Genomic DNA, 11,133 nt, shown 5'->3' with positions numbered 1-11,133 from the left:
GTGAAGGCTCCGGCGAGCGCAAAAAATCACAAACCGACTAGTCAAAGTACGGTAAGAAAATACTTTCGAGTCATCTTGTTCGCGGGGCTAGTGGAACTTGATGCCCTGGGATTCGCAGGCCTCCTTGAACGCGTCCTTGTCCGCGATTGCGGGGGCTCCGGTGGCATCGGTATCGACAGCGGTACGGATCTGTTCGGTGGAAGCCTTGGAGCCGTGCTCGGCTGCCTTCTTCATGTTGGTCGCACCAAGGTTTCCAGTGTCCGTGTATCCGCTGCCGAAGTGGATGCAGGCGGTGTTCCCCTGCTGGTCGTTCAAGCGAAAGTCTTCAGCTGACGGCCCGGAGCAGGCGGCGAGCATCAGGATGGCAGCGGCAAGGACCGGCAAAATCTTCTTCATGTTCCCCAGACTATGAGAACGGGGTCTCACCTGCGAACTTGGTTCATCTTTGGGGGAAGGCTACCGCTTGCGGCCCACCATGAAGATGCGGCGGAACGGGAACAAGGTCAAGGATCCCCCACGGGGGTTCCGAAAAGATGGGTACGCCTGGGCAACCAAACGGGCATACTCTGCCTCGAACTCGGCCGCATCCCTTTTCGAAAGCCTGGCAAGCACCGGGCGCAGGGCCGTCCCGCGCACCCATTCCAAGACAGGGTCCGTCCCGCCGAGGATCTGCCCGTAGGTGGTTTCCCAGACATCGGATTCGAATCCGGCCTCCAGCAGGATATTCAGGTAATCGGAGGGTTCCCCCACCGCGTCGTCATGCCGCAGGACCCCGGCCAGCTGCGGGGCCCAGCGCTCCGAATTGGCCAGCTGCCGCATCAGGGTGTGAGACGGGGAACCGAAGTTGCCCGGCACCTGGGCCGCAAACCAGGCCCCGGGGGCCAACGCACCCAGCCACTGGGCGATGAGCTGCCGGTGTTCGGGGATCCATTGCAGCATCGCGTTGGAGACCAACACGTCGGTCTCGGGGGCCGGCGTCCAGGTGCTTGCATCCGCCACGGCGAAGGACAGGTTGGCCGCATGCTGCTTGGCCCGCGCCTGCTCGATCATTTCTTCCGAGGAGTCCAATCCGGTCACCCGGGCGTCGGGCCAGCGCTCGGCCAGCGAATGGGTCAGGGGTCCCGGACCGCACCCCAGATCCACCACGAGCTGCGGCGTCGCGGCGGTGATACGGGCCGTCAGATCGTAAAACGGACGGTAGCGATGGTCGGCAAACTGCACGTACTTGTTCGGGTCCCATTTCATAACCACAGCGTAAGCGGAAAGCCCCTCGTAAACCGATAGTCTTGGACACATCATGAAACTTACCGAGTTGCTGCCGAACACTCCCCCGCGTGGGGCCACCGCCGAATCCGTTTACGAAGCGTTCATCAAGTGGGTGGAGGACCGCGGCATCGGGCTGTACCCGGCACAGGACGAGGCCGTCATGGAATTCGTGGCCGGCAACAACGTCATCCTTGCCACCCCCACAGGCTCGGGCAAATCGCTGGTGGCCGTCGCTGCGCACTTCTATGCGCTCGCCCGCGGGGAACGCAGCTACTACACCGCGCCCATCAAGGCGCTCGTTTCGGAAAAGTTCTTTGACCTGTGCAAGATCTTCGGCGCCGAGAACGTCGGCATGGTCACCGGCGACTCCTCGGTGAACCAGGATGCCCCGATCATCTGCTGCACCGCGGAGATCCTGGCCAACATCGCTCTGCGCGAAGGCAAGAACGCGGATCTGGGGCCGGTGGTCATGGACGAGTTCCATTTCTACGCCGACCCGCAGCGCGGTTGGGCCTGGCAGGTGCCGCTGCTCGAGCTCCCGCAGGCGCAATTCCTGATCATGAGCGCCACCCTGGGCGATGTCAGCCGCTTCGAGGACGAGCTCACGCTGCGCACCGGACGCGACACCTCCACCGTGGCGCACGCCGAACGACCCATCCCCCTGCACTACTACTACTCGCAGGATCCGGTGCAGGAAGCCATCGAGGAGCTGCTCTCCACCAAGCAGGTGCCGATCTACGTGGTGCACTTCAGCCAGCTCGAAGCCATCGACCGGGCCAGCGGGCTGATGAGCATCAACGTGTGCACCCGCGAGGAAAAGGACCGGATCTCCGAGCTGATCGCCGGATTCAGGTTCGCCCCCGGCTTCGGCAAGACGCTGAACCGGCTGGTGCGCCACGGCATCGGCGTGCACCACGCCGGCATGCTGCCCAAGTACCGCCGGCTGGTGGAGCAGCTGGCCCAGGCCGGCCTGCTCAAGGTCATCTGCGGCACCGACACCCTGGGCGTGGGCATCAACGTGCCCATCCGCACGGTGTTGATCACCGCGCTGTCCAAGTACGACGGAGTGCGCACCCGCATCCTGAACTCCCGCGAATTCCACCAGATCGCCGGACGCGCGGGCCGCGCAGGCTTCGACACCGCCGGGACCGTCGTGGTCCAAGCGCCCGAGCACTCCATCGAGAACAAGAAGGCCATGGAGAAGGCCGTCGCGAAGTTCGGCGACGACTCCAAGAAGATCCGCCAGGTCGTCAAGAAGAAGCCCCCGCAGGGATTTGTGACCTGGGGAGAAAAGACCTACGAGCGGATCATCGATTCCACCCCCGAGACGCTGAACTCCTCCTTCGCCGTCACGCACTCGATCCTGCTGAACCTGCTGGCGCGCGAGGGCGACTCCTTCGCCGCCGCCCGCCGGCTGCTCACCGAGAACCACGAGCCTCCGGTGCGCCAGCGTGCCCTGCAGCGCAAGGCGCTGGGCATCCTGCGCGAGCTGCTGGCCACCGGCGTCGTCGAACGCCTGGAGCGCCCCGACAAGCACGGGAACATGCTGGCCCTGACGGTGCACCTGCAGGAGAACTTCGCGCTGAACCAGCCGCTGTCCCCCTTCGCGCTGGCGGCCCTCGAACTCTTTGACGCCGAGTCCCCGAACTACGCGCTGGATGTCGTCTCCGTCATCGAGGCCACGCTGGAAAAGCCGCGCCAGGTGCTCTCGGCCCAGGAGAAGAAGGCCCGCGGCGAGGCGATTGCCGCGATGAAGGCCGAGGGCATGGAGTACAACGACCGCATGGCCGCGCTCGAGGAGGTCACCTACCCGCAGCCGCTGGCCGAGATCCTGACCAATGCCTTCGAACAGTACCGCGCCGGCGCCCCGTGGCTCGGCGACTTCGAAGTGGCACCCAAGTCGGTGGTCCGCGACATGTACGAACGCGCCATGAGCTTCAGCGAGTATGTGCAGTTCTACTCGCTGGCCCGCTCCGAGGGCGTGCTGCTGCGCTACCTCACCGACGCCTTCAAGGCGCTGCGCCAGACCGTGCCGCAGGACGCGCTGCGCGAGGACCTCGAGGACCTCATCGAGTGGCTCGGGGAACTGATCCGCCAGATCGACTCCTCGCTGCTGGACGAATGGGAGGAGCTGGCCAACGGGGTGTTGCACGAGCCCGACGCCGAAATCATCCCGCCGGCCCCCGAGCGCCTGACCTCCAACGAGCGGGCCTTCCGCGTGATGGTCCGCAACGAGATGTTCCGCCGCGTGAAGCTCTTTGCCGACGAGCAGGACGGCGCCCTGGGCGAACTGGACGGGCACTCGGGCTTCGGCACCGATGCGTGGGCCGATGCCATGGACGCGTACTTCGAGGAGCACGAGGACATCGACGACGGCCCCGGCGGTCGCGGACCCAACCTGTTGCTGATCACCACCTCGAAGGACACCTGGACGGTTCGGCAGGTCTTCGCCGACCCGGCCAACCACCACGACTGGGGCATCGACGCCACCGTCAACCTGGCGGACTCCGACGAGGCCGGGTACCCGGTCATCACGGTGACCAGCGTGGGCCGCAAGGACTAGCACGGCACCAACGACAAGCGCCCGCCGGAAAGGACTTCCTTCCCGGCGGGCGCCTGCGTTTTTTCTGGAAACCCCGGAGTTGCCTAGAACCCCATGAGCTTGGTCAGCGGCTGGACCTGGTTGCGGGCCAGCAGCACGATCGGCAGCACGAGCCCGGCCAATGCGTAGATGGACACCGGGATGCACAGCAGCCACTCGCGCACCGAGCCTGCCCGCCCCAGCACGGGGATGGCGATCCGGCCGCCGGGCTTCCACACGTCCTTGAGCAGCGGGACGCGGCGGATGAAGCGCGGGGACTTGATTTTGATCGGCCAGATCAGGTTGCAGCCGCCGACCGTGAGCAGGTCCCCGGCAATGTGCACCGCGCAGCCCACGGCCACCGCCAGCACCAACCAGTTCTGCTCGTCGGGCGAGAACACCGCCACGAAGATGCCGGCCGGAACCGAGATCAGCCACGGCAGGCGCGCCATGGTGTCGGGAATGAACTTCAGTGCCTTCAGCGCAAAGGACACCAGCAGCACCGCCAGCAGCCCGGCACCCGGGTAGATGATCCCGAAGCGGGAATTCTCCATGGTCCACAGCCCCAGCACCCAGGCCAGGACGGTGAACGCCGCGATGCCCAGCAGCGAGTGCGTGCCGTTGCGGTGTCCGCCCGAGACCTCGCCGATGCCGGCGCAGATCGCGTTGGACACCGGCGGCAGTGAGTGCGCGATGGTGGCCCTGCGGTGGTCTGCATCCGGCAGCAGCGCCGCCCCCGCGCAGACCATGGCGCCCGCGACGCCGGCGATCGGGGTTTGCTCCAGCAGGCCGAAGCCCAGCGGGATCGCATCGGGCATCCAGGTAAGGTGCTCGGAGAGGCTCCCCGTGGGGAGCTTGAAATTCGTGGTCAACGCGATCCAGGCTGCTGCGCCGGTGGCCGCGTGGTGGCCGCCCATCATTTTGCTTGGTGCCGTCCTTGCTTTGGTTCTTGCTTCTCGATCGCCCCAACCTTAAGTGCTGCCACCCACGCGTTGGATTCACGGCACGCATGGCCCGCCGGTAGGCTTGGTCACATGCCCTTGATTCGCCCCGCCGCGCCCGCCGACGCCCCCGCCATCCTTGAACTCATCCACGAATTGGCGCTCTTCGAGCGCGAGCCCGACGCCGTGAAAAACACCGAATCGGATCTCGCAGCGCACCTCTTCGGACCCGACCCGCAGGTGTACGCGCACGTGGTGGAGGAAGACGGCACAGTGCTGGGCTTCGCCCTGTGGTTCCTGACGTATTCCACCTGGGAGGGAACCCACGGGATACATCTCGAGGACCTCTACGTGCGCGAGTCGGCTCGCGGCGCCGGGCACGGCAAGGCGCTGCTGGCGGAACTGGCACGCATCGCCGTGGCTCGCGGCTACCGGCGCGTGGAATGGAGCGTGCTGGACTGGAACGCCCCGGCCATCGGTTTCTACGATTCGCTCGGCGCCGGTTCCATGGACGGCTGGACCGTGCGGCGCCTCGAAGGCGCGGCCCTGGCGGAACTGGGGGCAGGGGCATGAGCAACACCCACTCCTTCCGCGGGATGAACACCACCGAGCACTACTTCCAGGTTCCGCTGGACCATGACCGCCCGGCGGGCGAAAAGATCACGGTCTTCGCCCGCGAGATATCCTCCACCGCGCACCACGACCCCGCCTCGCTGCCCTGGCTGCTCTTCCTGCAGGGCGGCCCGGGCGGGAAGTCCCCGCGCCCGGCCTCGCTTTCCGGCTGGCTGGCGGAGGCGGCCAAGACCTTCCGCATCCTGCTGCTTGACCAGCGCGGCACCGGGGGCAGCACCCCGGCAAACCGCCAGTCCCTGCCGCTGCGCGGGGACGCGGCGGCGCAGGCCGCCTACCTCACGCACTTCCGCGCCGACTCGATCGTGCGCGACGCCGAAGCCATCCGCAGGGACCTCGGGATCGAGAAGTGGAGCACCTTCGGGCAAAGCTACGGCGGCTTCTGCACGCTGACCTACCTGTCCCTGGCCCCGGCGGCGCTTCAACGCTGCATCGTCACCGGCGGGCTGGCCTCGCTCAGCGCTGACGCGGACACCGTGTACCGGGCCACCTACCGGCGCATGGCCGAGCGCAACGCGGAATACTTCAATTGGTACCCGCAGGACCGCAAGGTCCTGCGCGAGGTCGTCGCGCATCTGGCCCACACCGAGGAGGACCTGCCGGGCGGGCGGGCGCTCACCGTGCCGCTGGTGCAGATGCTTGGCCAGTTCCTGGGCGGCAACGCCCGGGTGCACTCGCTGCACCACGTCTTCGAGGCCGCCTTCATCGACACCCCGGGCGGCAGGCGGCTCTCGGACACCTTCCTGGCCGCGGTCGCCGAGCAGGCCGACCGCACCACCAACCCGCTGTACGCGCTGCTGCACGAGTCGATCTACGCGCAGGGTGCGGCCACCAACTGGTCCGCGCAGCGCGTGCTGGCCGAGTTCCCGGCGTTCGCCCCCGATGCCGAACTCCCGCTGCTGACCGGGGAAATGGTGTTCCGCTGGTACTTCGAGGACGATGCGGTACTGCGCCCGCTGGAGGAAACCGCCCGTATCCTGGCCGAGCACGAGGATTGGGGTCCGCTCTACGACCCCGCGGTGCTGGCCGCCAACACCGTGCCGGTCGCCGCTGCCGTGTACGTCCACGACGTGTACGTGGATCGGGACCTGTCGCTTCAAACCGCCGCGGCGGTCGGCAACGTGCGGGTGTGGGAAACCGATGAGTTCCACCACGACGGGATCGGCGACGAGGGCGCGATGATCTTCGCGAAGCTGCTGGAGATGACCGAGGACTAGGCCGCGTCACACTCCCGTTCGCAATCTCCCCGGAAAACACTTCCGTGATAGGCGTTGAAGGGTAACCATCCGGAGCGGCCGAGAGACCTGGATCGCTGACGCCGCAGCAACCCGCCCCGCCGACGGGACTCCCGTCGAGACGGCAACGGTGCTACTGCCAGGACCGATGGAAAGCAGGCAATCACCCATGTCCTTCAATACCAGCCACATCCGCACCACCCACGCCGGTTCGTTGCCGCGCACCGACGCGCTGCTGGCGGCCAACGAGGTCAGGGAGCGCGACGGGATCACCGAGGAATTCCTCGAACTGCTCGAAACCTCTGTCACGGCCATCGTGGCCAGGCAGCGCGAGCTGGGCATCGACATCCCCAACGACGGCGAATTCGGGCACACCATGTCCTCCGCCGTCGACTTCGGCGCCTGGTGGAACTACTCCTTCGCCCGCCTGGGCGGGCTGGAAGACACCACCGTCGACCGCTGGGCCGAGACCACCGTCAACCGCTCGTCCCCCGGCAACGTCGTGCTCACCTCGTTCCCGGACCGCCGCGACCGCCAGGCCTTCGCCGCGGCCTACGCGGATCCGACCTCCGGGATCCTGGCCCACCGCAAGGCCACCACGCAGCCGAAGGTCGTTGCCCCATTGACCTACACCGGGCACGACCTGGTCGCATCGGACATCAGGAACCTGAAGACCGCGATGGCCGCCACCGGCACCGAGGAAGGCTTCCTCGCCGCGCTTTCCCCCGCTTCCTGTGCGCGGCTGGCCAACGACTTCTACACCAGCGACGAGGAATACCTCTTCGCGGCGGCCGATGCCATGCGCGAGGAATACCGGGCGATCCTCGATGCCGGGCTCATCCTGCAGATCGACGACCCGTCGCTGGCCGAGTCCTGGGACCAGGTCAACCCGGAGCCGAGCCTGGAAGACTACCTGCAGTTCCTGGAGCTGCGCGTGGAGGCCACCAACCACGCGCTGCGCGGGCTGCCTGCCGAGCGGATCCGGCTGCACGTGTGCTGGGGATCCTGGCACGGCCCGCACACCACCGACATCCCGTTCGCCGACATCCTGGACCCGGTGCTGCGCATCAACGCCAACATGATTTCCTTCGAGGCCGGCAACGTGCGCCACGAACACGAATGGCGCATCTGGGAGGACCGCGCGCTGCCCGAGGGCAAGATCCTGGTCCCCGGCGTCGTCTCCCACGCCACCAACGTGGTCGAGCACCCGGAGCTGGTCGCCGACCGCATCGAGCGCTTCGCCAACCTCGTCGGCCGCGAGAACGTGATCGCGTCCACCGACTGCGGACTGGGCGGCCGCGTGCACCCGCAGATCGCCATGGCCAAGCTCGAGGCCCTGGGCGCCGGGGCGGCACTGGCCACCAAGCGCCTGTGGAAGGTCGCAGGGGCCATCGCCTGACCCCTGCCAATTGACACAAGCCGCCTCCCGCGGCCGGCAACCGGTGCATCATGGGAAGTGGTGGGCGCGGGCGCACCCATCCGGAAGGAAGGCGGCACACCCATGGCACGTGAACTGGTCCTGGTCACCGGAGGATCGGGGTTCCTGGGCACGCATTGCGTGATGGCGTTGCTGGCGCGCGGACACCCGGTGCGGGCCACGGTGCGATCCGTCGAACGCGGCAACGAACTGCGTGCGGCGCTGGCCCGGGCTCGGATCGACGCTGCCAACCTGACCACGGTGCAGGCGGACTTGCTCGGCGATGCGGGTTGGGCCGAGGCCGCAGCCGGGTGCACCTACATCCTGCACACCGCTTCCCCGTTTCCCGCACGCATGCAGCGCAACGCCGAGGACCTGGTGCACCCGGCACGCGAGGGGGCGCTGCGTGCCCTGCGGGCAGCACGCGACGCACAGGTGGCACGCGTGGTGATGACCTCTTCCTTCGCAGCTGTCGGCTACGGGAACACCCCGAGGGGCAGCGAGTACACCGAGGAGGACTGGAGCGATCCGGAGGCGGGGATCAGCGCCTACGCCAAATCGAAGACCCCGGCCGAGCGGGCGGCCTGGGACTTCACGGCGCGCGAGGGCGGACCCGCGCTTGCGGTGGTGAACCCGGCGGGCATCATCGGCCTGGTGCCCGGCCCGCGGCTTTCCACCTCGATCCAGCTGGTGCGGCGGGTGCTGTCCGCTTCCCTGCCGGGCCTGCCGCGGATCCCCATCCCGCTGGTCGACGTGCGCGACGTCGCGGCGCTGCACCTTGCGGCCATGGAGCACCCGGCGGCCGCTGGGGAACGCTTCCTGGCCGTCGCCGGGCCCGCTGTGCCGTTGCGCGAACTCGCCTCCAGGCTCGGCACGGCGAAGGAGGTGTCGAACAAGAAGGGCACCACATCCCTGGGCTGGGAGCCGCGGCCGGCGGCCGACTCGCTGCTGGACACCGCCAACAGCCTGCTGGAGTTGGGGTTGGTCTAGGCCGGGGAACCGAGCTCCACCAGCAGCACCCCGCCGACGATCAGCACGATCCCGGCGGTCATCAGCAGCGTCAACGGTTCCTTGAAGATCCAGCGGCTCAGCACCGCGGTGATCGCCACCCCCGCGGCCGCCCAGATCCCGTACGCCGCACCGATGCCCATTCCGGCGCGCAGCGCCAGGGAGAGCATGGTGAAGGCCAACAGGTAGCCGGCGACCACCGGGAGGTACCAGGCCCGGGAGCCGGTGAGCGTTGCACGCAGCGACATGGTCGCGCCGACCTCGGCGATGATCGCGGTTCCAAGGAAAAGCCACATCATGAGAGGCGTTCTGGTTTCCCGTGGGCTTGCTGGCGCAGGGCGTGCTGGGACCCGAATTCCACCAGGACGACCCCGGCGATGATGATCCCCAGGCCAAGCACCATCAATGGTGTGGGCGCTTCGGCAAAAAGCAGCATCGCCAGGACGGCGGTCAGTGCCACGCCGAGGGCGCCCCAGATGCCGTAGGCGACCCCGAGCCCCAGACCCGCGCGCATGGCCAGCGCCAGGCAGGTGAACGCGCCGGCGTAGCCCAGCACCACGGCGGCGTACCACCAAGGCGCCTCCAGTGCGGCCTTCAGTGCGAGGGTCGCGGTGAACTCGGTGGCGATGGCCATCGAGAGCAGGAACCACTTGTTCATTTGAGCTCGCGCACGCAGAAGAACGCGACGACCAGGATGAAGCCCAGGCACAGGTAGCCGAGGCCGGCGAACCCCAGCGTGGCCAGCAGCACCCCGGATCCGGCGGCCCCCAGCGCCCCGGCCGCACCCATGAGGGTGTCGGAGACTCCCTGGACCAGCACCCGGCGCGGACGGTCCACCCGCTCGGCCAGGAACGCGGAGCCGGAGACCGTCGACATCGACCAGCCCAGGCCCAGCAGCACCAGCGCGACCGTGACCGCGGAGCGGGATTCGGCACCGATGCCGGCGACCAGCACGGCCGCCACCAGCACCGTCATGCCCGCCAGCATCATCCGCGGCTGGCCGATCCGATCCGCCCACGCCCCGATGAACGGGGAGAGCGCGTACATGCCGGCGATATGCAGTGAGATGACGAAGCCGATGACGATCAGGATGTCGGCGCTGCCCCCGTGCATTTCGTGCCCCGGGATGGCGGCCAGGTCCTTGAGGTGCACCGGGGTCATCGACATGACCCCGACCATCACCAGGTGGGCGACCACAATGGTGGCAATGCCCAGGGTCGCGCCCGGGGAAGCACGCACCGCAAGAAGCCCGGTGGCCAGCGAACCGCGGCGCCTGCCCGTCGCGACGGGGTGCGGGGGCACGCCGTCTTCCCTTTCCCAGGCCCGGGCCAGGTCGATGGGGTCCGGGCGCAGCCCGATGTTCAGCACCAGGATTGCCAGCAGCATGCCGGCCAGGGAGAAGAGGAACGGCCCGCTCATCGGCGGCAGTCCGAATTGCCCGCCCAGTGCCGATCCCGGTCCGATGAGGTTCGGGCCGGCGACGGCACCGATGGTGATGGCCCAGACCACCAGTCCCAGGTCGCGCCCGCGGGTGGCGTCGGCGGCCAGGTCGGTGGCGGCGAAGCGGGCCTGCAGGTTCGCTGCCGAGCCCACGCCCAGCAGCGCGGCCCCGAGAAGCAGCACCGTGAAGGAGTTCGCCACCGGTGCCAGCATCATGCCGATGGCACCCAGCGCGGCCAGGAAGTAGCCCAGGGACAGCGCACTGCGGCGTCCGCGCTTCACGGCCAGGGCTGCCAACGGCAGCGCACTGAGTGCGCCGGCCACGGAGATCGCGGTGGTTGCCGCCCCGGCGAAGGCGTTGGAGCCGGTCAGCTCCACGGCCATGAGCGATCCGATGGCCAGCCCGGCGCCGTTGCCCACACCGGACAGCAGCTGGGACACCGAGAGCGTGGCCACGGTGCGGCGTTGGGCGCGCACCCGGCGGGGTGCGGGATGGATGGAGGTCGGGGTTGTGTTCACCCGCCCAGCCTAGCAACGCCGCGGCCCTTAACGAGCCCCGGGGCCCGTCTTCCGAAACTACGGAAGACCGACCCCGAGCGGGTGCAGCGTGGGAGG

11 protein-coding genes and 1 riboswitch are annotated in these 11,133 nt (G+C 68.0%); of the genes, 5 read left to right on the top strand and 6 right to left on the bottom strand.

Annotation, left to right across the window (positions count from 1 at the left end):
• Positions 1 to 87 precede the first annotated feature (87 nt).
• Positions 88 to 396, bottom strand: a complete 309-nt coding sequence (locus DQ353_RS01850) for a hypothetical protein (RefSeq protein ID WP_113761078.1) — start codon at positions 394 to 396, stop codon at positions 88 to 90.
• Between the two features lie 60 nt (positions 397 to 456).
• The gene (locus tag DQ353_RS01845; RefSeq protein WP_113761077.1) at positions 457 to 1,245 is read right to left on the bottom strand and encodes a trans-aconitate 2-methyltransferase; all 789 of its coding nucleotides are present in this window, start codon (positions 1,243 to 1,245) and stop codon (positions 457 to 459) included.
• Between the two features lie 52 nt (positions 1,246 to 1,297).
• On the opposite strand from DQ353_RS01845, the gene DQ353_RS01840 reads away from it, so the two are divergent.
• Entirely contained in the window at positions 1,298 to 3,829 is a 2,532-nt protein-coding gene (locus tag DQ353_RS01840) for a DEAD/DEAH box helicase (protein WP_113761076.1), read from the top strand.
• An 83-nt stretch (positions 3,830 to 3,912) separates the two neighbouring features.
• On the opposite strand, the gene DQ353_RS01835 is transcribed toward DQ353_RS01840, so the two are convergent.
• Complete coding sequence (locus DQ353_RS01835; RefSeq protein WP_113761075.1) at positions 3,913 to 4,767, bottom strand: metal-dependent hydrolase; 855 nt, start codon at positions 4,765 to 4,767, stop codon at positions 3,913 to 3,915.
• A gap of 114 nt (positions 4,768 to 4,881) precedes the next feature.
• Between DQ353_RS01835 and DQ353_RS01830 the strand changes: the two genes are divergently transcribed.
• From DQ353_RS01830 to DQ353_RS01815, 4 genes are all read left to right on the top strand, one after another.
• Positions 4,882 to 5,361: a GNAT family N-acetyltransferase gene (locus DQ353_RS01830; protein WP_181578196.1), complete on the top strand. Its 480-nt coding sequence runs from the start codon at positions 4,882 to 4,884 to the stop codon at positions 5,359 to 5,361.
• Complete coding sequence (locus DQ353_RS01825; protein WP_113761074.1) at positions 5,358 to 6,635, top strand: alpha/beta fold hydrolase; 1,278 nt, start codon at positions 5,358 to 5,360, stop codon at positions 6,633 to 6,635. Before DQ353_RS01830 ends, DQ353_RS01825 begins: the two co-directional genes overlap by 4 nt.
• Before the next feature lie 62 nt (positions 6,636 to 6,697).
• Positions 6,698 to 6,808, top strand: a riboswitch (SAM riboswitch).
• A gap of 14 nt (positions 6,809 to 6,822) precedes the next feature.
• Positions 6,823 to 8,052: a cobalamin-independent methionine synthase II family protein gene (locus DQ353_RS01820; RefSeq protein WP_113761073.1), complete on the top strand. Its 1,230-nt coding sequence runs from the start codon at positions 6,823 to 6,825 to the stop codon at positions 8,050 to 8,052.
• A 102-nt stretch (positions 8,053 to 8,154) separates the two neighbouring features.
• Entirely contained in the window at positions 8,155 to 9,060 is a 906-nt protein-coding gene (locus DQ353_RS01815; RefSeq protein WP_113761072.1) for an NAD-dependent epimerase/dehydratase family protein, read from the top strand.
• Here DQ353_RS01815 and DQ353_RS01810 read toward each other — a convergent pair.
• From DQ353_RS01810 to DQ353_RS01800, 3 genes are read right to left on the bottom strand one after another with little or no spacing between them, the layout of a single operon-like run.
• Complete coding sequence (locus DQ353_RS01810) at positions 9,057 to 9,377, bottom strand: DMT family transporter (RefSeq protein WP_113761071.1); 321 nt, start codon at positions 9,375 to 9,377, stop codon at positions 9,057 to 9,059. The two genes, DQ353_RS01815 and DQ353_RS01810, sit on opposite strands and share 4 nt — an antisense overlap.
• On the bottom strand, positions 9,374 to 9,736 hold the full coding sequence (locus tag DQ353_RS01805; RefSeq protein WP_113761070.1) for a DMT family transporter: 363 nt from the start codon (positions 9,734 to 9,736) through the stop codon (positions 9,374 to 9,376). Before DQ353_RS01805 ends, DQ353_RS01810 begins: the two co-directional genes overlap by 4 nt.
• Complete coding sequence (locus DQ353_RS01800) at positions 9,733 to 11,037, bottom strand: MFS transporter (RefSeq protein ID WP_113761069.1); 1,305 nt, start codon at positions 11,035 to 11,037, stop codon at positions 9,733 to 9,735. The genes DQ353_RS01805 and DQ353_RS01800 overlap by 4 nt, the downstream gene beginning before the upstream one ends.
• Between the last annotated feature and the right edge of the window lie 96 nt (positions 11,038 to 11,133).

The organism is Arthrobacter sp. AQ5-05, from assembly GCF_003287975.1.
Classification (GTDB): Bacteria; Actinomycetota; Actinomycetes; order Actinomycetales; family Micrococcaceae; genus Paeniglutamicibacter.
This window is presented reverse-complemented; position numbering and strand designations above follow the sequence as displayed.